The organism is Klebsiella sp. RIT-PI-d, assembly GCF_001187865.1.
Lineage (GTDB): Bacteria > Pseudomonadota > Gammaproteobacteria > Enterobacterales > Enterobacteriaceae > Superficieibacter.
In genome coordinates this window covers 1539181-1562092 of record NZ_LGIT01000009.1, presented here as the reverse complement: position 1 = coordinate 1562092, position 22912 = coordinate 1539181, and the positions used below count along the sequence as shown (strand labels likewise).

Sequence of the window (22912 nt, the reverse complement as noted above, 5' to 3'; positions counted from 1 at the left end):
TAAGCAGCCGGGCTTTTTTATGGCAGCGCCACCAGTAATACATCGGCCCCGGTATTGCCGATGACATTTTTGGCCGAACAGGTCGCCCGGGAGAAAAAACTGTGATTATGATTACCGCATAACACCAGATCCACCTTTCGGGTTCGGCAAAAATGATTGATATGCTCACTTAACTCACCGGATGCAATGACAGTTTCAGCGATCGGGTACCCGGCATGCTGAACAATGTCACGTAAAAATTGCCGGGTCTCTTCATGCGCTATCTCCCGCAGATTTTCCAGCATGGGGGCGGCGAAACAGGTATACATTTCCGGGTCAGTGGCGAGGGTAATAAGACTGATGCTGGCATTAAGCGGTCGCGCAATGGACACGGCTTTGGCAACCAGACGATGACTTTCCGGCGTGGCAGCAACGGCCACCAGAAGATGTTGATAACGCATCGGACCTCCTTTCAGACGCATAAATAATGTTATAGCAGACGGGTGAAACCCTCTCATTCAGGCGCTAAGCGTCGTCCTTGCACTATTGATGACGATTTCATTCATCTGACTAACTATCCTTACGCCCATTAAACAACGCCTGCAATAGGCCTGAATACTGTTTTGCACACCGATTCAAATTATTCATTAATTATTCTTATGAAATAATTGAGGCAGCAGCCAGCGTGTGCTGACCATGACTAAATGGATCAATTTTGAAAACTATTATCATTCATTGTTAATTAAATGATCATGTGATTAACAATATGAGAATGATTACGTATAGCAATTATTTTTGTTACATTAAATTATAAGCGTATGTATCTATGAATTTTTTTAATAAACAGTTTCTACAATAGAGACGAAAAATATTTTTCATCCGCAATGTGGCAGCTTCGGGAAAACTAACATAATGTTACTCCGCTTTAAGATAAGGCTGATTGTACTGCGGAATAGGTAAACAGCAGGTTTGCATAAAAATACACCAACAAATCACCAAGATTGATGGATTTATGTTTAATATTTGCGTACATTATGTGATGTCGATCACATAGTTCCTAAAATCAAGGCAGCACATCGTTGTATGTGGTAGGGCTGACGAGTAGAGTTGCGGCGCATTAGGAAAAGTCTTAGTAATTTGTAAGAATTCTTTAAAGTGTTTCTAAGAAATCTGATGATCGAGTTCTCCCGAAGCACGTTTCAGAACGCAAATCGCTAAGTACAACTAAGTACAACTATGCATTTTGACCTTTTCTTTTTTACCGGGACTTTCCCGGCGACATCACGGGGTGCGGTTACACCGCATAAGACAATAGTGAGTTATTCTGGATGGGAAAAATGCATACATCCGAGTTGCTGAAACATATTTACGACATCAATCTGTCATATCTACTCCTTGCGCAGCGCCTGATCGGTCAGGACAAACCATCAGCGATGTTCCGTCTCGGTATCAACGAAGAGATGGCAACTACGCTGGTAGAACTAACACTGCCGCAAATGGTGAAACTGGCTGAGACCAATCAGCTTATTTGTGAATTCCGTTTTGACAGTCATGAGACAATCAACCGTCTGACGCAGGATTCACGCGTTGACGATCTGCAACAAATTCACACCGGGATACTCCTTTCTACTCGCCTGCTTTCAGACGCGGGCCAGGCTGCCGCTGCGCGCAAGAAAAGGGCCTGAGGATGAGCGAAAAAAGCATTGTTCAGGAAGCCCGTGATATTCAGCTGGCAATGGAGCTGATTACGCTGGGCGCTCGCTTACAGATGCTGGAAAGCGAGACACAGCTGAGCCGTGGTCGTCTTATCAAACTGTATAAAGAGCTTCGCGGTAGCCCGCCACCGAAAGGTATGCTGCCGTTTTCCACCGACTGGTTTATGACCTGGGAGCAGAACATACACTCGTCAATGTTCTGCAATGCCTGGCAGTATTTGTTAAAAACGGGGCTGTGCAGTGGCGTTGATGCGGTTATTAAAGCGTATCGCCTGTATCTTGAGCAGTGCCCGCAGCTGGACGGTGAAGCACCATTGCTGGCGCTAACGCGAGCCTGGACACTGGTGCGCTTTGTTGAAAGCGGGATGCTTCAATTGTCACATTGCAGCTGCTGCGACGGCAATTTCATTACCCATGCGCATCAGCCTGTAGGTAGTTTTGTGTGCAGTTTATGCCAGCCGCCGTCCAGGGCCGTAAAAAGACGTAAACTTTCCCGCGATGTTGCCGATATAACACCACAACTGCTGGATGAACAGATCGAACAGGCTGTTTAACCGATACGGTGTGGTCAACACTCCAGCAGCGGTAAGCAATTACCGCTGCTTTTTTTTGCCTCCCTGACGCGTTAATTGTCGATTTGCGCATCCTGCTCTGGTCAACAGAAAGGATGATGTCGTGCTTATCTTATTGGGTTACCTGGTTGTTCTCGGTACAGTTTTCGGCGGTTACATGATGACCGGCGGACACCTTGGAGCACTCTATCAACCGGCTGAACTTATTATTATCGGCGGGGCTGGCGTAGGTGCGTTTATCGTTGGTAATAACGGTAAGTCCATCAAGGGAACGCTTAAAGCGATCCCGCTGCTTTTTCGGCGCTCAAAATATACCAAAGGCATGTACATGGACCTGCTGGCGCTGCTGTATCGTCTGATGGCAAAATCACGCCAGCAGGGGATGTTCTCGCTTGAAAGGGACATTGAGAATCCGCAAGAGAGTGAAATCTTCGCCAGCTATCCACGGATACTGGCCGATGGCGTAATGCTGGATTTCATCATTGATTACCTGCGCCTTATTATCAGCGGCAATATGAACACCTTCGAAATCGAAGCGCTGATGGATGAAGAGATCGAAACCCACGAAAGCGAATCAGAGGTTCCGGCCAACGCGCTGGCCTCCGTGGGCGATTCTTTACCGGCGTTCGGTATCGTGGCGGCGGTTATGGGCGTTGTTCATGCCCTGGCTTCGGCGGATCGTCCGGCAGCGGAACTGGGAGCGCTCATCGCTCACGCGATGGTCGGCACCTTCCTCGGGATTTTACTGGCCTACGGATTTATCTCCCCGCTCGCCAGCGTACTGCGGCAAAAAAGTGCTGAGACCAGCAAGATGATGCAGTGCGTTAAGATAACGCTACTGTCGAATCTTAATGGCTATGCGCCGCCGATTGCCGTCGAATTTGGGCGTAAAACACTGTACTCCAGCGAACGTCCTTCCTTTGTTGAACTGGAAGAGCATGTCCGCGCCGTCAGAAATCCGTCTGCCCAGCAAACCACGACTGAGGACGCATGAAAAATCAGGCGCACCCCATTGTCGTCGTTAAGCGGCGGAAACATAAAAGTCACGGTGGCGGCGCTCACGGATCGTGGAAAATTGCTTACGCCGATTTTATGACCGCGATGATGGCATTTTTTCTGGTGATGTGGCTGATTTCCATTTCCAGCCCGAAAGAACTGATTCAGATTGCCGAGTACTTTCGTACGCCGCTGGCCACAGCGGTGGCGGGCGGTCCGCGGGTTTCTAACAGCGACAGCCCGATCCCCGGCGGTGGTGACGACTATACCCAGCAGCAGGGTGAAGTTCACAAACAGCAGCCCAACATCGAACAGCTCCGTGAGCGGATGGAAATGAGCCGGTTGAAAAAGATCCGCGGTGAACTTGATCAGTTGATTGAGGCCGATCCCAAACTTAAGGCGCTCAGACCGCATCTTAAAATCGACCTGGTACAGGAAGGATTGCGTATCCAGATAATCGACAGTCAGAATCGCCCGATGTTTAAGACCGGCAGTGCTGAAGTCGAGCCGTACATGCGCGATATCCTGCGCGCTATTGCCCCGGTGCTCAACGAAATCCCCAATAAAATTAGTCTCTCCGGGCATACTGACGATTACCCATACGCCGGTGGTGATAAGGGTTACAGCAACTGGGAACTCTCCGCAGACCGCGCTAACGCTTCGCGTCGCGAGCTGGTGGCCGGCAGTCTGGACAGCGATAAAGTTCTGCGCGTCGTTGGCATGGCCGCAACCATGCGGCTGTCTGACCGTGGGGGAAATGACGCTATCAACCGCCGTATTAGCCTGGTAGTGCTGAACAAGCGCACCGAACAGGCCATTCTTAATGAGAATGCCGAAAGTCAGAACGTCCCGTTTAGTGAATTAACGCCATCTGCGGCAGCACCGCAGGCGGGCAGTCCCACATCGCCACAAGCCGATCCGAGGTGATAGCGTGAGCATGGATATTAGTGATTTTTATCAGACTTTTTTTGATGAAGCCGATGAATTACTGGCTGACATGGAACAGCATCTGCTGGACCTGGTGCCCGAGTCGCCGGATGGAGAACAGCTGAATGCAATTTTCCGCGCGGCCCACTCGATTAAAGGCGGTGCGGGTACCTTTGGATTCTCAATTTTGCAGGAAACCACGCATTTAATGGAGAACCTGCTGGACGAGGCCCGACGTGGAGAGATGCACCTTAACACTGACATTATCAACCTGTTTTTGGAAACTAAAGATATTATGCAGGAACAGCTCGATGCTTATAAAAGCTCTCAGGAGCCGGACGCTGCCAGCTTTGAATATATCTGTCACGCGCTGCGCCAGTTAGCGCTAGAAGCAAAAGGCGAGGTTGCATCGCCGCCTGCCGCCAAACTGACCGTTGTTGCCCCCGACGAACCGCAGGAGACTGCCAGCGGACAGACGCGTATTGTGCTCTCGCGCCTGAAGGCGGGGGAGCCCGATCTGCTGGAAGAGGAACTGGGCAATCTGGCAACGCTTGCGGGCGTGGTGAAAACCGCGGACTCACTGTCGGCCATTCTTGATGGTAGCGTCGAAGAAGACGACATTGTTGCGGTACTGTGTTTCGTTATCGAAGCCGATCAGATTGCGTTTGAAGCCGTGGTCGCCGATGAGTCTGACGCCGAATCAGAAGAACAACCGTCTATTGACGCTCCCGCACCCGCAGCACCCGTGCTGGTCGCCGTGCCAAAAGAGGCGCCGGCCAGCCGCAGCAGCGCCGAAAAGCCGACCCGCGTCAGCGAGTCTTCCAGCATTCGCGTGGCCGTTGAAAAAGTCGATCAGCTTATTAACCTGGTCGGCGAACTGGTGATCACCCAGTCGATGCTGGCCCAGCGCTCTAATGAACTCGATCCGGTCGCTCATGGCGATCTGATTACCAGCATGGGGCAGCTGCAGCGTAACGCCCGCGATCTTCAGGAATCGGTAATGTCCATCCGCATGATGCCGATGGAATATGTCTTCAGCCGCTTCCCGCGTCTGGTGCGGGATCTGGCCAGTAAGCTGAATAAGGAAATTGAACTGACGCTGGTGGGGAGTTCCACCGAGCTTGATAAAAGCCTGATTGAACGCATCATCGATCCGCTGACGCACCTGGTGCGTAACAGCCTTGACCACGGTATTGAATCCCCGGATACGCGGCTTGCCGCCGGAAAATCGGCGGTGGGTAATCTGGTGCTGTCCGCCGAACATCAGGGCGGCAATATCTGTATTGAAGTGACCGACGACGGTGCAGGACTGAATCGTCAGCGGATCCTGGCGAAAGCCGCCTCGCAGGGCATGGCCGTTCATGACAACATGAGCGACGAAGAGGTCGGGATGCTGATTTTCGCTCCGGGCTTCTCCACCGCGGAGCAGGTGACCGATGTGTCCGGGCGCGGTGTCGGTATGGATGTGGTAAAACGGAACATCCAGGAGATGGGGGGGCACGTTGAGATCCAGTCGAAACAGGGTACGGGCACCACCATTCGCATCCTGCTGCCGCTAACATTAGCTATTCTTGATGGCATGTCGGTGAAAGTGAGCGGGGAAGTATTTATCCTGCCGCTGAATGCCGTTATGGAATCCCTGCAGCCGCGCATAGAAGATCTGCATCCGCTGGCGGGTGGCGAACGGGTACTGGAAGTCCGCGGCGAGTATTTGCCGCTGGTTGAATTGTGGAAAGTGTTTGATGTTCAGGGTGCCAGAACCGAAGCGACGCAAGGAATTGTGGTGATCCTGCAAACAGCCGGACGCCGTTATGCGCTGCTGGTCGATCAGCTTATCGGCCAGCATCAGGTGGTGGTGAAAAACCTCGAGAGTAATTATCGCAAAGTACCGGGTATTTCTGCCGCCACTATTCTCGGGGATGGTAGCGTGGCGCTGATCGTCGATGTTTCAGCGCTTCAGGGATTAAATCGTGAACAACGTATGGCGCACACAGCAGCCTGATTAAGTTAAAAGGGTAAAAAATGACCGGTATGAATAACGTTACAAAACTGGCAGGTGAGCCATCGGGTCAGGAATTTTTGGTCTTCACGCTGGCCGATGAAGAGTATGGGATTGATATCCTGAAAGTGCAGGAGATCCGCGGTTACGATCAGGTAACCCGCATTGCCAACACCCCGGCTTTCATTAAGGGCGTGACCAATCTGCGCGGAGTTATTGTCCCTATCGTTGATCTGCGGGTGAAATTTGAGCAGCAGGGCGTTGAGTATAATGACAACACGGTGGTGATCGTACTCAATCTCGGTCAGCGTGTGGTCGGAATTGTGGTTGATGGGGTTTCCGATGTGCTGTCACTGACTGCTGAACAAATCCGTCCGGCACCGGAATTTGCCGTCACGCTCTCTACCGAATACCTGACCGGTCTCGGCGCACTGGGCGAACGCATGTTGATTCTGGTTAATATTGAGAAATTACTCAACAGCGAAGAGATGGCGCTGCTGGATTCTGCTGCAAATCACGCTGCCTGATACATCCTAAGACACCCTGTCCGCAGCCGCGGACAGAGTGTCTCTTTCCGATAAGTACTGCTGGTCCATTTCTGCCGTTTCGCTATAAATACTTTTTCTTTACAATGAATCGCTTAACCCAATATCGCTGATATTATTGCGAAGTATATTATATTCGTTAGCTATTAAGTCTGTGTAATATAAAGTTAAGCAGTATTAAATTAAATATTGATTTTAAAATATCACCTGCCGCAGTTAATGGGAAATTCGGCATTGTTCAGCGTGATAAAAATCACAAAATCAGCACCACTTGTATGAAATAAATTGATGAAAGAGTGGCTTCTCGGCTAATTGGCTGAAATATAATATGAATAATATCATTATGGAAAAACAATGCTGAAACTTTTATCTTTATTATTCGGTTGGTTTAATCTAAATTAAATAAGAAGGCTGCTTGTGCAGCATCGCGTATTCACGGGTGGCGGCGTAAATAAAACGCTGAAATTATCTTATACCGGAGACGGTACTATGAACCGAATGCGTCTTTTAATCCTTACGAGCAGTATTCTGGTTTTAATGAACACTCAGGCCCACGCGGTCACCAGCAACGGCACCATTGGTGCCACGCTAACGCTGACCAACGGCTGTTTAATCAATGGTTCGCCCAGTCAGAATGGAATTAATTTCGGTACCCTGGATTTTGGTACGCACCCGGCAACGTTCTCCACGCTTACCACGCAATTAAGAGGGGCCACCAGCGGTAATAGTTTTGGTATTCAATGCACCACCACCAGTTATCGGGTTGAAATTACGGGGAATACGCATACGGCAAATCCAGGCTCTTCAGTTGGAACGCCGGGCACCGATCCACGCTATCTGGTCAATACTGATGATGCCACTCAGGGCGTCGCGTATAATTTGTATAGCGACAGTGGTTTTAATAATGAAATCACCAATAACACTCCCATTCCCATCGCATCAAATACCGGACCTGTCGATAATTACACGTTGTATGGACGTATCCAGGACGGCGGTAACAGTATTAGTGTGGTTCCCGGCACATATACCGACACCATTAATGTCAGCGTAACGTACTGATTCTCCCGATGCGGCGAATACTAAAAGGCTCCTTTCGGGGAGCCGGGCTACGCCTACGCACAGGCTTTTTTTTCGCCCTGACGATCTTACCGTTCAGCGGGCCGCAGGCGCTAACCAAACAAACCTTTCAGGTAAGCGCCACCATTGTGCGGGGATGTTCGGTAGTCAGCGGCACGGGAGGAGAGCTGGGGGTGCTCAATTTTGGCACCCGCTCCGGTGCAGCGTTCGGCACTATCAGCGCGCAGTTCGTGCCCAATACAGCGCTCTCGCTGGCCTGTACGCCGGGCGTCGCGCTGACCATGACTATTGATGGCGGCCAGCATTATGCTTCAGTACGCAACATGCAGCGGGCGCAGGGAGCGGAGCGTGTTCCTTATCGGCTTTACAGCAGCAGTTCGCTGGCCGCCAACAGTGAGATTGTGGTCAACCAGCAGGTGGCCGTTCCGGTAACTGACGCCGGTAATATCGCTCTGACGCTGTTTGGCGTGGCGCAACTGACTGCGCTAAGTCCGGCAGGGGTTTATAACGATCAATTAACGGTGACCTTATCGTGGTGATTCAGGGAGAACAAAAATGAGAGCTGTTACTGTTATGGCGCTGGCGGCCTTGCTGATGTCAGGCTGCTTTGCGGGCGACCAAAAAGCCCATGCCGCTGCCACTATCTTATTGTGGCCTATCGATCCGTGGCTTGGCGCCGACATGAATGCCAGCGAGCTGTGGATTGAGAATCAGGGAAACAGCGCTGCCACCATGCAAATACGCATTGTGCGCTGGACGCAGGAGGGCGGCTATGAGCGATACCAGTCGCAGCAGGACGTGGTTGCCAGCCCGCCGATCCTGCGTATCGATCGCGGCAGTAAGCAGTTAATTCGGCTGATTAAGCAGACCGCTGCTCCTGCCGGCGTCGAGAAAGCCTATCGCATTATTATTGATGAAATTCCCCAGCCTGATGCCCCCGCGACGCCGCAAATGGGGATCAAACTGCAAATGCGCTATTCCCTGCCGCTATTTGTATATGGCAGCGGGATACGCACTCAGCTCAATGCTGCCAATCATGCTGATGTCCAGACTGACCGGCTGAGCTGGCGTGTAGTTCAGCAGGCGGGCAAACCGGCCATCGAAGTCATCAACCGGGGTAATGTCCATCTGCGCCTGAGCCACGTCACGGTGGCGCAAAACGGGCAGAAATACAAACTGGGAGAAGGGCTGCTGGGATATGTCCTGCCCGGTCAGTTCCACCGCTGGCCGTTACCGGCGGGTGCCAGCCGACCGAACGCACTGGAGGCGACAATTAATGCGAAGGATGCTAAATGGCACTCCGCACCCGGCAATTAGGCTCGCTGATGCTACTGACTTTAGTAACCCACGCCACCGCGGTAAATGCTCAGGATGCGGATGATGCACTGCCGCCGCCGCCGGGTGCGTCTGCCGTTAACGCAGAGACGCTATATCATCTGGCGCTGGTGATTAACCACTACGACACGCGGCAGGTGGTGCCAGTGGTACAGCGTCAGGGTCACTATTTTGTCAGCAGCGCAGATTTACAGCGTGCCGGTCTGGCGGCTGAGCATCTGCCGCAGGGGGAAGTTAATCTGTCAGCATTGCCCGAGGTGCGCGTAGAGTACGACGGCAACGGTCAGCGTCTGTTATTACGCGTGCCGCGCGACTGGCTACCTGTTACGGCCACCGCGTTTCGCGACGGCATTGCGCATACAGAGCCGGTCAACGGGCAGGGCGCGCTGATCAATTACGATCTTTACACCAGTCAAACCGAGCACGGCACTGGCCAGGCGACGCTCTGGCATGAGTTTCGTTATTTCTACGACATTGGCTCGCTCACCTCGACAGGCAGCCTGCGATATATCTACGCGGGCGATCATCCGCAGCAGGAGGGATATATTCGCTACGACACGACGCTTAATCTGACAAATGAAGAAGATGTCACTCAGTGGAGCATCGGCGATGTGATCACCGAATCGCTGAGCTGGAGTAATAGCGTGCGCGTCGGCGGCATACGCTACGGGCGGGATTTTTCGCTGCGTCCGGACCTGGTCACGTGGCCGCTTCCGGCATTCTCCGGCGAGGCGGCGGTGCCCACCGCTGTTGATCTGTTCATTGACGGCTACCGGGCCGGAAGCACTCAACTTCAGCCCGGGCCTTTTTCGCTGACCAATCTGCCCTATGTTAACGGGTCGGGCAATGCGGTACTGGTGACAACGGATGCGCTGGGGCGTCAGGTCAGCACCGTTCTGCCTTTTTATGTTGACAGCGCACTGCTTAGCCCAGGTCTGAGCGATGGGGCGATTACGTTAGGCGCGCTGCGCAGACGCTATGGTATCGACAATTTTGACTATGGTCCGGCGGTGGGCAGCGGTTCCTGGCGCTATGGTCTGACCGACTGGCTGACGCTGGAGAGTCATGCTGAAGGGGCAGAGTCGCTGGCGCTTGGGGGGCTCGGCAGCGTGGTAAAACTGTGGCGCATGGGCGTGGTGAACAGCGCCTGGACGCAGAGCCAGATGCGCGGTGAAGAGGGACATCAACTCAACTGGGGATACCAGTACAACACCAGTACCTTTAGCCTCGGCACTCAGCACACCCGGCGCGATGCCGATTTTGGCAATCTCGCGCTCTATGACTACGATCGACCCGTCAATATGAAAGGCAATAATGAGCCGATCGCCAGCCTGAGTAAAAGTGCCGATCAGTATTCACTGTCTGTCAATCTGGATGAATGGGGCAACGTGGGGGCGGCATGGATTGGGGTACAAAGTTTTGACGGGCAGCGTAGCGAACTGCTGAATATCTCCTGGAGCCGCAATCTGTGGGGCAGCAGCAGTATCTACCTGGCGGCCAGTCAGGATCGGCAGCGTGATGACTGGACCCTGGCGATGTCCATTCAGATCCCGTTCGGCGAACGGGACGGCGTTGGGGTGAGTCTTGAGAAAACGCCGGACGCCGGGACGTCACAGCGCATTAACTATAGCCATGCCATGCCTACCGATGGCGGTTTTAGCTGGGACATGGCGTGGGCCAGGCAGTCTCAGGCCAGCCAGTATCAACAGGCTTCGCTCGGCTGGCGTAATAATTACGTTGAGTTGCAGGGCGGCGGCTACGGCGAGCGGAATATGATGACATGGTGGGGTGAGGCGACGGGATCGCTGGTCTTTATGGACAGCCAGTTTTTTACCGCCAATAAAATTAACGACGCTTTTGTGGTGATCAGCACCGATGGCTATCCCGATATTCCGGTCAGTTATGAAAATCAGCCCATGGGGAAAACGGACAAAAATGGCTACCTGCTGGTCAGCGGCGTATCGTCCTATTATCCGGCGAGCTATCGCATCGACGCGCTGAATTTGCCGGCGGATACCCGCTTAAAAGAAACGGAGCAGCGGGTAGCCCTGCGCCGTAATAGCGGTTATCTGGTGGAATTTCCGATGACCCAGACCAAAGTGGCCAGCGTGATCCTCCATGATGAAAACGGTGATGATATCCCGCCGGGAAGCCAGGTCTACAGGCATATGCAGCCCGCTACCGTAGTGGGCTATGACGGTATTGCGTGGCTGGAAAATCTCAGCGAGGTTAATACGCTGAAAGTGATAACCTCTGACGGGATGACGTGCCATGTTACCCTGACCCTGCGCGACAACCCGCTCCATCAGCTACGTACCTATGGGCCATTGACCTGTAAGGCCGATCGCTTATGAAACGGGCGTCCATTGTTTTACTTGTACTTTTATTTTTCAGTCCGGCACTACGCGCCGCCTGCGTTGCCAGTATTGGTAATGCCGCCTTCGGCTCGCTCTCCTCGTTTACCGTCAGCAATACGGAGCCGCAGGTGGCGGTGAATCTGATCGTCGAATGCGACACGGTGCTTAATCTGTTAACCAACGACTCGGTAACGCTCACTTATTCCAGCGCCTCATTTAGCGCCGATAGCCGCGCTACCCTGCGGCGCACCGATGCGCCAGCTAATCCGGATGCCGTGCCCGTCCGGCTGTGCGGCGGGCAGAATTGTACCGCCGCCACAGAAACCCTGACCACCCGCAGCTACACCTGGAGCGGAAATACGCTCCTGGGTCTGCTTGCCGTGAAACGCTATACGCTGCCGGTTTATTTACGGCTGACAGGTGGTCAGAGCGTCAGCGCAGGACCGTATCGGGTGACGCTCAATTTCTCGGTGAGTTACAGCATCTGCGCGCTGGGGGCATCCTTAATATGCACGACGGCGCAAACCGGCACTAAAATGCTCTCGACGCAGGTTGATCTTACCGTACTGAGCGACTGTATTACGATTAATGCGCCAAACGTCAACTTCGGCAGCGCGCCCATGGTGCGGGATTTTCCGGTTATCTCCCAGTCTGTAGGCATCACCTGTACTAAAGGCAGTACGTATACCGTCGGGATTAACAATGGCAACTGGGCCAGCGGCAGCGTGCGCAATATGGCCTCTGGCGCTAACCGTCTGAGTTACGATCTCTATAAAGGCGCAACCACCAGTCGCTGGGGCAGTACCGGGGCGGAGCGCTGGGCCAGTAGCGATGCATCCGCCGTCAGTCAGGACGGATTGCTGCGGACTTACCACTACACCGCCCGTATTCTCAGCGGGCAATCCACTCCGCCGGTCGGCGACTACAGCGACACGCTGCTTATCGATATCGTCTTCTGAACGTAACGATGAAATATTATTCCGTAAGGCAAACATAAAGTTCCCTTCCGGCTTGCCGATAACTTCGATAACAAGCCATTGAGAAGGTGCTGTATGTTGAATCGTATCCGCGTTGTCACATTGCTGATGATGGTGCTGGGCGTCTTCGCGCTCCTGCAACTGCTGTCCGGCGGTCTGCTGTTTTCATCATTACAACAGAATCAGCACAGTTTTATCCTTTCCAACGATCTGCGTACTCATCAGGCTGAAATCAATAAAACCTGGGCACTGATGCTGCAAACCCGCATCAACCTTAGCCGCTCGTCAGCGCGCATGATGATGGATGCGGCAAACCAGCAGAGCGGTGCCAAAACGGATCTGCTGAAAAATGCCCGCAGTACGCTTGAGGACGCGGGCAGACATTACGCGCTCTTCCAGCGTACGCCACAGCCGGCAGAGATGCTGGCAGCCAGCCAGACGCTGGACGCCAGCTATCAGAAATACCGCACCGCACTCAGCGAACTGATTCAGTTTCTGGAAAACGGTCAAATGGATGCCTATTTTGCGCAGCCCACTCAGGGGATGCAAAATGCGATGGGCGAGGCGATGACCCGGTACGCGGCCCTGAGCGAAACGCTGTACCACGACGCCTTCACCGCCAGCGCGCAGGATTACCGTTTTGCCCAGTGGCAACTGGCGATCCTTGCGGTCGTTCTGGTGATGGTGCTGGTCGGCGTCTGGTACGCCATTCGCCATACCTTGCTCGCGCCGCTGGCCGCCATTATCAGCCATCTGCGCCACATCGCCAGCGGCGATCTCACCCGGCCAGTGATGCTTTCCGGGCGTAACGAAATGGCTCAGCTTGCCGGAACAGTTGAGCACATGCAGCAAGCGTTGATCACTACGGTCACTAACGTGCGTAGTGGAACGGATGCCATCCATAGCGGGATGACCGACATTGCCCGTGGCAATCACGATCTTTCTTCCCGTACCGAACAGCAGGCTGCCGCGCTGGAAGAGACTGCCGCCAGTATGGAACAGCTTACCGCCACGGTGAAACAAAATGCCGACAACGCCCGCCAGGCATCGCAACTGGCGCAGAGCGCATCCGGCACGGCTCGCCACGGGGGGAAAGTGGTTGATAGCGTTGTGAATACGATGCACGACATCGCCGCCAGCTCGAAAAAAATCGCTGACATCACCAGTGTCATCGACGGCATTGCTTTTCAGACCAACATTCTTGCGCTTAACGCAGCCGTTGAAGCGGCACGTGCCGGCGAGCAGGGCCGGGGATTTGCCGTGGTCGCAGGCGAAGTGCGCAACCTCGCCAGCCGCAGCGCGCAGGCGGCAAAAGAAATCAAAGCGTTGATTGACGACTCGGTGAGCCGCGTTGACACCGGCTCGGTGCTGGTGGAAAGCGCGGGTGAAACCATGGCGGATATCGTCACTGCCGTCACCCGGGTTACCGACATTATGGGCGAGATCGCTTCCGCCTCTGATGAGCAAAGTCGCGGCATTGAACAAGTGGCGCTGGCGGTCGCCGAAATGGATCGCGTCACGCAGCAAAATGCCTCTCTGGTGCAGGGATCGGCGGCATCAGCCGTCGAACTGGAACAGCAGGCCAGCCGACTGACTCAGGCGGTATCGACGTTTCGTCTGTCGTCTGGTGCAACCGCCATCGTTTCATCGCCGCCGCCAATGGCTGCAACACCGCATTCACGCCCGGCGGTTGCCGGGGCTGATAATAACTGGGAAACCTTTTGATTTTTTGTGATGGCGGCGCATTGCCGTGTAATGGGAGCGTTGATGTTTAATCGTATTCGTATCTCGACCACCTTGTTTTTGATCCTTGTTCTCTGTGGTTTGCTACAGGTAGGAAGTAACGGTCTGTCCTTTTGGGCGTTCCGTGATGGTGTACAAAACGTTAATCAAATCGAACGCAGCAATCAACAGCGTACGCTGTTGATGCAGAGCCGGGCGGTAATGCTGGCGGCCAGTAATTCGCTCAATAAAGCCGGTACGCTGACGGCCCTGAGCTATCCGCCGGATGACATTAAAGCGCTGATGACCCGCGCCCGTGACAGTATGAAACAGGCCGATAAGCACATTGCTGAACTGATGGCGCTGCCTGCGGCGACGGAAAACGGCAAAATGCTACAGGCGGAGACGAAGAAAAGCTTCAGCGCGTGGCGTAACGACCTGGAGCATCAGGCCACCTGGCTTGAGAGCAACCAGCTTTCTGACTTTATGAGTGCGCCGGTCGACCAGTCTCAGCAGGCCTTTGAGAAAAACTTTACGGCCTGGCAGACCTACATTGATGGGCTGACGGTGCAGGCTCGCCAGGGCAGCGAAACCAATTATCACATGTCGGCGGCGATCTTCATTTCGATGATCGTTATTGCGGGGCTTATCACTACCGCGTCGCTATTCTGGTCGCGACGAATGATTGTCCAGCCGCTGGCGATAATTTCCAGCCACTTTGACAGCATTGCCAAAGGCGATCTTGCGCGTCCTGTCGCGGTGTACGGTAAAAACGAAATATCGGCTATTTTTGCCAGCCTGCTGGCAATGCAAACGGCGCTGCGTGCAACGGTGAGCGAAGTGCGGCAGGGCAGTTTTGCGATGCATACCGGCATTTCTGAAATTGCCGAAGGCAATAACGATCTGTCATCACGTACCGAGCAGCAGGCCGCATCGCTGGCAGAAACCGCCGCCAGTATGGAGCAGTTAACGGCCACGGTCGGACAGAACGCCGATAATGCACGTCAGGCTTCAGGACTGGCGCGCAGCGCAGCCGATACCGCCCAAAAGGGCGGTACTCAGGCATCGCACGTGGCCGATACCATGCGTGATATCGAAACCAGTTCGCAAAAAATTGGCGATATCATCAGCGTTATCGACGGTATTGCCTTTCAGACCAATATTCTGGCGCTCAACGCGGCGGTAGAGGCAGCACGCGCGGGCGAACAGGGACGCGGTTTCGCCGTGGTCGCAGGTGAAGTGCGTAATCTGGCCAGCCGCAGCGCGCAGGCAGCAAAAGAGATAAAAGTGCTAATTGAAGAATCCGTATCCCGGGTTCATGAAGGATCGGCGCAGGCGGAAGTCGCGGCCAAAACGCTGAGTGAGATCGTGCGCTCAGTGACCCAGGTTAACGACATCATGGGCGAAATTGCCTCGGCGTCGGACGAGCAGCGCCGGGGCATTGAACAGGTCGCGCTGGCGGTCAGCCAGATGGATCAGGTGACTCAGCAGAATGCCGCCCTGGTTGAAGAGGGCGCGGCCGCTACCGAAGAATTAACCAGCCAGGCCAATCATATGACGGCCCTGGTATCCCGCTTCCAGCTGGATGCATCACCCGTAACACACGATGCCAGGACGCCGGTGCAAGCTGCGTCACAGATCACCTGAAGGTAATTGAGAAGCCGCCATGACATCATCGCTGCCCGCCGGGCAAACGTCGTTACTTATGCAGATGACTCAGCGCCTCGCGCTGTCCGACACCCATTTTCGTCGGATATGTCAGTTGATTTACCAGCGAGCAGGAATTGTGCTGGCGGACCACAAACGTGACATGGTCTACAACCGTCTGGTGCGCCGTTTACGGACCCTGGGGCTGGAAGATTTTGGTCATTATCTGGGCATGCTGGAAGCGAATCCTAACAGCGCAGAGTGGCAGGCATTTATTAACTCCCTGACCACTAACCTGACGGCATTCTTCCGCGAAGGGCATCACTTCCCGGTGCTGGCGGAACATGCGCGTAAGCGGCAGGGCGAGTATCGCGTCTGGAGCGCGGCAGCCTCCACCGGCGAAGAGCCCTACTCGCTGGCGATCACCCTGGCCGATACGCTGGGCACCGCGCCGGGCCGCTGGAAAGTTTATGGCAGCGACATAGACACCGAGGTCCTGCGTAAAGCGCAAGAGGGTATCTATCGTCAGGAAGAGTTAAAAACGCTGTCGCCACAGCAGCTTCAGCGCTACTTCATGCGCGGTACCGGACCGCATTCCGGGCTGGTGCGGGTCCGTCAGGAGCTGGCGAACTATGTTGAGTTTGCGCCGTTAAATCTGCTCGAAAAACAGTACAACGTGCAGGGGCCGTTTGATGCGATCTTCTGCCGTAACGTAATGATTTATTTTGATAAAACGACGCAGCAGGACATTTTGCGTCGCTTTGTCCCGCTGCTCAAACCCGACGGGCTACTGTTCGCCGGACATTCGGAGAATTTCAGCCAGCTGGCGCGCGAATTCACGCTGCGTGGGCAGACGGTTTATGCGCTGAGTAAGGAGAAAGCATGAGCAAAATCAGGGTGCTTTCCGTAGACGATTCGGCGCTAATGCGCCAAATCATGACGGAAATCATTAACAGTCACAGCGACATGGAAATGGTAGCTACCGCGCCCGACCCGCTGGTAGCACGGGATTTGATCAAGAAATACAATCCTGATGTGCTGACCCTCGACGTTGAAATGCCGCGCATGGACGGACTGGATTTCCTGGAAAAATTAATGCGCCTGCGGCCGATGCCGGTGGTAATGGTTTCCTCTCTGACCGGCAAAGGCTCGGAAGTGACCCTGCGCGCGCTGGAGCTTGGAGCCATCGACTTTGTGACCAAACCGCAGTTGGGCATTCGTGAAGGGATGCTGGCCTACAGTGAGATGATCGCTGATAAAGTCCGTACCGCGTCGCGAGCGAAACTGGCGGCGAATAAACCGATTGCCGCACCGGTAACGCTCAAGGCAGGGCCGCTGCTCAGCTCTGAAAAACTGATGGTCATTGGCGCATCTACTGGCGGCACCGAGGCTATCCGTCACGTACTCCAGCCGCTGCCGCTCTCCAGTCCTGCGGTATTAATTACCCAGCATATGCCGCCGGGTTTTACCCGTTCATTTGCCGAGCGGCTTAATAAGCTGTGCCAAATAAGCGTTAAAGAGGCCGAAGATGGCGAGCGCGTGTTGCCAGGGCATGCCTACATTGCGCCGGGCGATAAGCATATGGAACTGGCGCGCAGCGGGGCCAACTATCAAATCAAAATTCATGACGGCCCGCCGGTTAACCGACATCGCCCATCTGTCGATGTGTTGTTTCACTCGGTAGCCAAATACGCGGGACGCAACGCCGTCGGGGTGATCCTGACGGGGATGGGTAACGATGGCGCGGTCGGAATGCGGGCAATGCACGAGGCGGGTGCCTGGACCATTGCCCAGAACGAGGCAAGTTGTGTGGTGTTCGGCATGCCGCGCGAAGCTATCAATAGTGGTGGCGTGAGCGAAGTGGTCGATCTTAGTCAGATAAGCCAGCAAATGCTGGCGAAAATCAGTGCCGGACAGGCAATACGTATTTAACGAGGAGTAGTATTTTATGGCGGATAAAGAGCTCAGGTTTCTGGTTGTGGATGACTTTTCCACCATGCGTCGCATTGTGCGTAACCTGCTTAAAGAGCTGGGTTTTAACAACGTTGAAGAAGCAGAAGACGGCGTTGACGCACTGAATAAATTGCAGGCGGGTGGTTTCGGTTTTGTGATCTCCGACTGGAACATGCCCAACATGGACGGTCTGGAGCTGTTAAAAACCATTCGTGCTGACGGCGCAATGTCATCCATGCCGGTACTGATGGTGACGGCAGAAGCCAAAAAAGAAAATATCATTGCGGCCGCGCAGGCGGGGGCCAGCGGCTACGTCGTTAAACCATTTACCGCAGCCACTCTGGAAGAAAAGCTGAATAAGATTTTCGAGAAACTTGGCATGTAAGGAATTGTTATGATGCAATCTTTTAATCTTGCTGAAGAACATTCAGCCGGGGATATTATTGCCCGCATCGGTAGCTTAACCCGTATGTTGCGCGACAGTCTGCGTGAACTGGGTCTGGACCAGGCGATTGCCGAAGCGGCGGAAGCGATTCCTGATGCCCGCGATCGTCTTGATTATGTTGTGCAAATGACCGCGCAGGCGGCCGAACGCGCGTTGAACTGCGTGGAGCTGTCACAGCCTCACCAGAATCAGATGGAAACGCAGGCCAAAGCGCTGTCCGGGCGCTGGGATGAGTGGTTTGAAAATCCCATTGAGCTGGCCGATGCACGCGAACTGGTGACCGATACGCGCAGTTACCTGGCCGACGTGCCGGGTCACACCAGCTTTACCAACGCGCAGCTGCTGGAAATCATGATGGCGCAGGACTTCCAGGATCTGACCGGGCAGGTCATCAAGCGAATGATGGACGTTATCCAGGAAATTGAGCGTCAGTTGTTAATGGTGCTGCTGGAGAACATGCCGGAGCCGGGCGCGCGAGCAAAACGTGAGAACGACAGCCTGCTCAACGGTCCGCAGGTTGACGCCTCTAAAGTGGGCGTGGTGGCCAGTCAGGATCAGGTGGACGACCTGCTGGATAGCCTGGGCTTTTAACCGTTTTGCGTCAGCACATGTCTGCCTGTAGCTAATAAAGTATTGATATTAATATTTTTTCCGCTCAGGGGCAGAGTAAAGTCACACTTGGCGAAACGGCAAGCCGGATTTGTCATCAACCTTAAAGGGCCTGAAAAGGCCCTTTTTCGCATAGCTATTCAGCGCATTAGCCCGCAGCGATTCTGGCATCATGATTGCGGGTAAAGCAGGATGAATAGAACGCGTGGCTGAAGATAACGACGACAAAACAGAATCCCCCACACCCCAGCGACTTGAAAAAGCGCGTGAGGAAGGGCAGATCCCCCGATCCCGCGAGTTAACCTCGCTGCTGATCTTACTGGTCGGCGTCTGCATTATCTGGATTGGCGGCGAATCGCTGGCACGCAGGCTGGCGGCGCTGCTGTCATCGGGACTGCGCTTTGATCACCGTATCATCAACGATCCGAATCTCATTCTCGGGCAAATTATCCTCCTGATCCGCGAGGCGATGCTGGGACTTTTACCGCTGATCGCCGGGGTGGTCGTGGTGGCGCTTATTGGCCCGGTGATGCTTGGCGGTCTGGTATTTAGCGGAAAATCGCTCTCCTTAAAGCTCGATAAACTCAATCCTTTACCCGGTATTAAACGCATGTTCTCTGCGCAGTCGGCGGCGGAGCTGGTGAAAGCGCTGCTGAAAGCGGCGCTGGTAGGCAGTGTGACCGGGTTTTACCTCTGGTCACACTGGCCGGATATGATGCATTTAATCAGCCAGTCGCCGTTAACGGCGATGGGTAATGCGCTAAATCTGGTTGGCCTGTGCGCACTGCTGGTGGCCCTCGGGGTGATCCCGATGGTGGGTTTCGATGTCTTCTGGCAAATCCACAGTCATATTAAAAAACTACGTATGTCACGCCAGGACATTCGTGACGAATTCAAACAAAGCGAAGGCGACCCGCACGTGAAGGGGCGCATTCGTCAGATGCAGCGGGCGGCGGCCCGGCGACGGATGATGGCCGATGTGCCGAAAGCGGACGTGATCGTGACTAACCCCACCCATTACTCGGTGGCGTTGCAGTATGACGAAAGCAAAATGAGCGCGCCGAAAGTGGTGGCAAAAGGGGCGGGGCTGGTGGCGCTGCGCATCCGCGAGCTGGCGGCTGAACATCGGGTGCCGGTACTGGAAGCGCCGCCGCTGGCGCGTGCCCTTTACCGACATGCAGAAATTGGTCAGCAAATTCCAGGCCAGCTCTATGCGGCCGTTGCGGAAGTGCTGGCCTGGGTCTGGCAGCTTAAACGCTGGCGACTGGCGGGTGGGCAACGCCCGCAAAAACCTGAAAATCTTCCGGTGCCAGAGGCGCTGGATTTTATGAATGAGAAGGACACTGATGGCTAACCTGGTGGCAATGTTACGACTGCCCAACAACCTGAAATCGACCCAATGGCAGGTGCTGGCCGGACCGGTACTGATTTTACTGATCCTGTCGATGATGGTATTGCCGCTGCCCGCCTTTGTGCTGGATATGCTGTTTACCTTTAACATTGCGCTGTCGATCATGGTGTTGCTGGTGGCGATGTTTACTCAGCGCACGCTGGAGTTCGCGGCATTTCCAACCATTCTGCTGTTTACCACGCTGCTGCGCCTGGCGCTCAACGTGGCATCAACGCGTATTATCCTGATGGACGGTCATACCGGCGGTGCGGCGGCGGGAAAAGTGGTTGAAGCCTTCGGCCACTTTCTTGTCGGCGGCAATTTTGCTATCGGTATCGTAGTTTTTATTATTCTCGTTATCATCAACTTCATGGTCATTACCAAAGGGGCCGGACGTATTGCGGAAGTGGGTGCGCGTTTTGTGCTGGACGGGATGCCGGGCAAACAGATGGCCATTGATGCCGATCTGAACGCCGGACTGATTGGTGAAGACGAAGCGAAAAAGCGCCGCTCGGATGTGACTCAGGAAGCCGATTTCTACGGTTCGATGGACGGTGCAAGTAAATTCGTGCGCGGTGATGCGGTCGCCGGGATCCTGATCATGGTCATCAACGTGATTGGCGGCCTGCTGGTCGGGGTGTTGCAGCACGGGTTACCGATGGCGCAGGCGGCGGAATCCTACACCCTGCTGACTATCGGTGACGGGCTGGTGGCGCAGATCCCGGCGCTGGTTATCTCTACGGCTGCCGGCGTTATCGTAACCCGGGTCAGCACCGAGCAGGATGTCGGTGAGCAGATGGTGACCCAGCTATTTAATAATCCGCGCGTCATGATGTTGAGCGCCGGGGTACTGGGCCTGTTGGGCATGGTGCCGGGGATGCCAAATTTTGTCTTTCTGCTGTTCACGGCTGGCCTGCTGGGACTGGCATGGTGGGCGCGCGGTCGGGAAACGAAAGCCGTTGCCGCGCCGTCATCACCGGTAAAAATGGCGGAAACGGCCCCGGCGGCTGAAGCAACGTGGAGCGATGTCCAGCTTGAAGACACACTTGGAATGGAAGTGGGCTATCGCCTCATTCCGATGGTAGATTTTCAGCAGGATGGCGAGTTACTGGGTCGTATTCGCAGCATTCGCAAGAAAATCGCCCAGGATCTTGGCTTTTTGCCGCCGGTCGTTCATATCCGGGACAATATGGATCTGCCTCCGGCGCGTTATCGCATTCTGATGAAAGGGGTCGAAATTGGCAGCGGTGATGCCTATCCAGGCCGCTGGCTGGCGATTAACCCCGGTACGGCGGCGGGAACCCTGCCCGGCGAACAGACGGTCGATCCAGCATTTGGCCTGGCCGCTATCTGGATTGAGAGCGCGCTGAAAGAGCAGGCACAAATTCAGGGCTTTACCGTGGTTGAAGCCAGTACCGTGGTAGCAACCCATCTCAATCATCTGATCAGCCAGTTTTCGGCCGAGCTGTTTGGACGTCAGGAAGCGCAGCAGCTGCTTGAGCGCGTAACGCAGGAGATGCCAAAGCTTACTGAAGATTTAGTCCCGGGCGTCATCACGCTGACCACACTCCATAAAGTGCTGCAAAATCTGCTGGAAGAGAAAATTCCCATCCGCGATATGCGCACCATCCTGGAAACGCTGGCAGAACATGCGCCGATACAAAACGATCCGCATGAATTGACGGCCGTCGTGCGTGTGGCGCTGGGTCGCGCAATCACCCAACAGTGGTTCCCCGGGACCGGTGAAGTTCAGGTTATCGGCCTTGACACCCCGCTGGAGCGTTTGCTGCTTCAGGCGCTTCAGGGTGGCGGTGGGCTGGAGCCGGGCCTTGCCGATCGTCTTCTGGCGCAAACCCAGGAAGCATTAAGCCGTCAGGAAATGCTGGGCGCACCGCCGGTGCTGTTAGTTAACCACGCGCTGCGTCCGCTGCTGGCCCGCTTCCTGCGCCGCAGCCTGCCGCAGTTGACCGTGCTGTCGAATATGGAATTGTCGGACAACCGTAATATCCGCATGACGGCGACTATCGGAGGCAAGTAATGCGCCACTTATTATGGCTGCTTTTGCTGCCGTTTAGCGTCATGGCGGCGGGTGAAGGGGCATGGCAGGCCAGCGGGCGGGGGGTGACGCTGAATCAGCGCGGCGTGGCCGCGTCGTCAGCGCCGCTGGTTTCCACCCAACCGGTAAACGGTCTGATGACCCTGGTTGCCTGGCGCTATACGCTCAATGGCCCGACACCTGCCGGGCTAAATGTGCGCCTGTGTTCTCAAAGCCGCTGTGTGCCGCTGGACGGGCAGAGCGGCGTCACTCGCGGACTAACCGGCGTTCCAGCCATCGAACCGCTGCGTTTTGTCTGGGACGTGCCCGGCGGCGGACGGCTGATGCCTTCGCTCCAGGTGTCCAGCAATCAGGTCATCGTTAACTACCGCTGATTGCACTCTTTTTCACCGGTCATCAGTAAAAACTGATGGCTGGCTCGCATTTTTGACCCGTCCTTTTGATGCAAAAGAAACACTGTTTTATAAATCAGTGAGCTTCGTGGCGCGTCTCTTTGTAATTTTGCCATTTACAGGAATGGGATGGCAAAAACAAAAAGGTAACCCTTTCTGCATACTTTTACTGTAGCCGTGTATTAACTCCCTTTGGCGAAGCCCGGTTACCGGGGCATC

General features: G+C 54.5%; 21 protein-coding genes. 20 read left to right on the top strand and 1 reads right to left on the bottom strand.

Annotated elements, in window-relative coordinates; translation table 11 throughout:
• Positions 1–17: 17 nt before the first annotated feature.
• Positions 18–440: a universal stress protein UspC gene (gene uspC, locus AC791_RS13780; protein WP_049840988.1), complete on the bottom strand. Its 423-nt coding sequence runs from the start codon at positions 438–440 to the stop codon at positions 18–20.
• An 876-nt stretch (positions 441–1316) separates the two neighbouring features.
• On the opposite strand from uspC, the gene flhD reads away from it, so the two are divergent.
• The 20 genes from flhD to flhE all read left to right on the top strand — a co-directional run bounded on the left by flhD (position 1317) and on the right by flhE (position 22675).
• Positions 1317–1664, top strand: coding sequence for a flagellar transcriptional regulator FlhD (gene flhD, locus AC791_RS13775; protein ID WP_049840987.1), 348 nt, complete (start codon positions 1317–1319; stop codon positions 1662–1664).
• Positions 1661–2248, top strand: coding sequence for a flagellar transcriptional regulator FlhC (gene flhC, locus AC791_RS13770; protein ID WP_148677801.1), 588 nt, complete (start codon positions 1661–1663; stop codon positions 2246–2248). Before flhD ends, flhC begins: the two co-directional genes overlap by 4 nt.
• A gap of 121 nt (positions 2249–2369) precedes the next feature.
• On the top strand, positions 2370–3260 hold the full coding sequence (gene motA / locus AC791_RS13765) for a flagellar motor stator protein MotA (RefSeq protein ID WP_049840985.1): 891 nt from the start codon (positions 2370–2372) through the stop codon (positions 3258–3260).
• Positions 3257–4189, top strand: coding sequence for a flagellar motor protein MotB (gene motB, locus AC791_RS13760; protein ID WP_049840984.1), 933 nt, complete (start codon positions 3257–3259; stop codon positions 4187–4189). The genes motA and motB overlap by 4 nt, the downstream gene beginning before the upstream one ends.
• Before the next feature lie 4 nt (positions 4190–4193).
• Entirely contained in the window at positions 4194–6191 is a 1998-nt protein-coding gene (cheA, locus tag AC791_RS13755) for a chemotaxis protein CheA (protein ID WP_049840983.1), read from the top strand.
• A 20-nt stretch (positions 6192–6211) separates the two neighbouring features.
• A complete protein-coding gene (cheW, locus tag AC791_RS13750; protein WP_049840982.1) occupies positions 6212–6715 on the top strand; it encodes a chemotaxis protein CheW in 504 nt (167 codons plus the stop codon).
• Between the two features lie 516 nt (positions 6716–7231).
• The gene (locus AC791_RS13745) at positions 7232–7792 is read left to right on the top strand and encodes a spore coat U domain-containing protein (RefSeq protein ID WP_416202306.1); all 561 of its coding nucleotides are present in this window, start codon (positions 7232–7234) and stop codon (positions 7790–7792) included.
• A gap of 8 nt (positions 7793–7800) precedes the next feature.
• On the top strand, positions 7801–8349 hold the full coding sequence (locus tag AC791_RS13740; protein ID WP_049840981.1) for a spore coat U domain-containing protein: 549 nt from the start codon (positions 7801–7803) through the stop codon (positions 8347–8349).
• A 34-nt stretch (positions 8350–8383) separates the two neighbouring features.
• Positions 8384–9127, top strand: a complete 744-nt coding sequence (locus AC791_RS13735; RefSeq protein WP_228136910.1) for a molecular chaperone — start codon at positions 8384–8386, stop codon at positions 9125–9127.
• A complete protein-coding gene (locus tag AC791_RS13730; protein ID WP_049840979.1) occupies positions 9103–11499 on the top strand; it encodes a fimbria/pilus outer membrane usher protein in 2397 nt (798 codons plus the stop codon). Before AC791_RS13735 ends, AC791_RS13730 begins: the two co-directional genes overlap by 25 nt.
• Positions 11496–12461, top strand: coding sequence for a spore coat U domain-containing protein (locus tag AC791_RS20625; protein WP_049840978.1), 966 nt, complete (start codon positions 11496–11498; stop codon positions 12459–12461). The genes AC791_RS13730 and AC791_RS20625 overlap by 4 nt, the downstream gene beginning before the upstream one ends.
• A gap of 93 nt (positions 12462–12554) precedes the next feature.
• Positions 12555–14204, top strand: coding sequence for a methyl-accepting chemotaxis protein II (gene tar, locus AC791_RS20620; protein WP_049840977.1), 1650 nt, complete (start codon positions 12555–12557; stop codon positions 14202–14204).
• A 42-nt stretch (positions 14205–14246) separates the two neighbouring features.
• Positions 14247–15848 (top strand): methyl-accepting chemotaxis protein IV, encoded by a 1602-nt coding sequence (gene tap, locus AC791_RS13715; RefSeq protein ID WP_049840976.1) that lies wholly within the window; start codon positions 14247–14249, stop codon positions 15846–15848.
• A 19-nt stretch (positions 15849–15867) separates the two neighbouring features.
• Positions 15868–16734 carry a protein-glutamate O-methyltransferase CheR gene (gene cheR / locus AC791_RS13710; RefSeq protein ID WP_049840975.1) on the top strand — a complete coding sequence of 289 codons (867 nt, stop codon included), beginning with the start codon at positions 15868–15870 and terminating at the stop codon, positions 16732–16734.
• Positions 16731–17780 (top strand): protein-glutamate methylesterase/protein-glutamine glutaminase, encoded by a 1050-nt coding sequence (locus tag AC791_RS13705; protein WP_049840974.1) that lies wholly within the window; start codon positions 16731–16733, stop codon positions 17778–17780. The genes cheR and AC791_RS13705 overlap by 4 nt, the downstream gene beginning before the upstream one ends.
• A 16-nt stretch (positions 17781–17796) precedes the next feature.
• Entirely contained in the window at positions 17797–18186 is a 390-nt protein-coding gene (cheY, locus tag AC791_RS13700; RefSeq protein ID WP_049840973.1) for a chemotaxis response regulator CheY, read from the top strand.
• 9 nt (positions 18187–18195) lie between these two features.
• Positions 18196–18837, top strand: a complete 642-nt coding sequence (gene cheZ / locus AC791_RS13695) for a protein phosphatase CheZ (RefSeq protein WP_049840972.1) — start codon at positions 18196–18198, stop codon at positions 18835–18837.
• A gap of 223 nt (positions 18838–19060) precedes the next feature.
• Positions 19061–20209, top strand: a complete 1149-nt coding sequence (gene flhB, locus AC791_RS13690) for a flagellar biosynthesis protein FlhB (protein WP_049840971.1) — start codon at positions 19061–19063, stop codon at positions 20207–20209.
• Complete coding sequence (flhA, locus tag AC791_RS13685) at positions 20202–22283, top strand: flagellar biosynthesis protein FlhA (RefSeq protein WP_049840970.1); 2082 nt, start codon at positions 20202–20204, stop codon at positions 22281–22283. The genes flhB and flhA overlap by 8 nt, the downstream gene beginning before the upstream one ends.
• On the top strand, positions 22283–22675 hold the full coding sequence (gene flhE, locus AC791_RS13680; protein WP_049840969.1) for a flagellar protein FlhE: 393 nt from the start codon (positions 22283–22285) through the stop codon (positions 22673–22675). The genes flhA and flhE overlap by 1 nt, the downstream gene beginning before the upstream one ends.
• Positions 22676–22912 lie beyond the last annotated feature (237 nt).

Bases quoted from the DNA above. Each gene is read 5' to 3' on its own strand.
- cheW (WP_049840982.1), top strand. From the start codon at position 6,212: ATGACCGGTATGAATAACGTTACAAAACTGGCAGGTGAGCCATCGGGT.
- flhE (WP_049840969.1), top strand. From the start codon at position 22,283: ATGCGCCACTTATTATGGCTGCTTTTGCTGCCGTTTAGCGTCATGGCG.
- flhA (WP_049840970.1), top strand. From the start codon at position 20,202: ATGGCTAACCTGGTGGCAATGTTACGACTGCCCAACAACCTGAAATCG.
- AC791_RS20625 (WP_049840978.1), top strand. From the start codon at position 11,496: ATGAAACGGGCGTCCATTGTTTTACTTGTACTTTTATTTTTCAGTCCG.
- AC791_RS13735 (WP_228136910.1), top strand. From the start codon at position 8,384: ATGGCGCTGGCGGCCTTGCTGATGTCAGGCTGCTTTGCGGGCGACCAA.
- uspC (WP_049840988.1), bottom strand. From the start codon at position 440: ATGCGTTATCAACATCTTCTGGTGGCCGTTGCTGCCACGCCGGAAAGT.
- cheR (WP_049840975.1), top strand. From the start codon at position 15,868: ATGACATCATCGCTGCCCGCCGGGCAAACGTCGTTACTTATGCAGATG.
- flhD (WP_049840987.1), top strand. From the start codon at position 1,317: ATGCATACATCCGAGTTGCTGAAACATATTTACGACATCAATCTGTCA.
- motB (WP_049840984.1), top strand. From the start codon at position 3,257: ATGAAAAATCAGGCGCACCCCATTGTCGTCGTTAAGCGGCGGAAACAT.
- cheY (WP_049840973.1), top strand. From the start codon at position 17,797: ATGGCGGATAAAGAGCTCAGGTTTCTGGTTGTGGATGACTTTTCCACC.
- AC791_RS13730 (WP_049840979.1), top strand. From the start codon at position 9,103: ATGGCACTCCGCACCCGGCAATTAGGCTCGCTGATGCTACTGACTTTA.
- tar (WP_049840977.1), top strand. From the start codon at position 12,555: ATGTTGAATCGTATCCGCGTTGTCACATTGCTGATGATGGTGCTGGGC.
- AC791_RS13740 (WP_049840981.1), top strand. From the start codon at position 7,801: ATGCGGCGAATACTAAAAGGCTCCTTTCGGGGAGCCGGGCTACGCCTA.
- cheZ (WP_049840972.1), top strand. From the start codon at position 18,196: ATGATGCAATCTTTTAATCTTGCTGAAGAACATTCAGCCGGGGATATT.
- tap (WP_049840976.1), top strand. From the start codon at position 14,247: ATGTTTAATCGTATTCGTATCTCGACCACCTTGTTTTTGATCCTTGTT.
- AC791_RS13745 (WP_416202306.1), top strand. From the start codon at position 7,232: ATGCGTCTTTTAATCCTTACGAGCAGTATTCTGGTTTTAATGAACACT.
- AC791_RS13705 (WP_049840974.1), top strand. From the start codon at position 16,731: ATGAGCAAAATCAGGGTGCTTTCCGTAGACGATTCGGCGCTAATGCGC.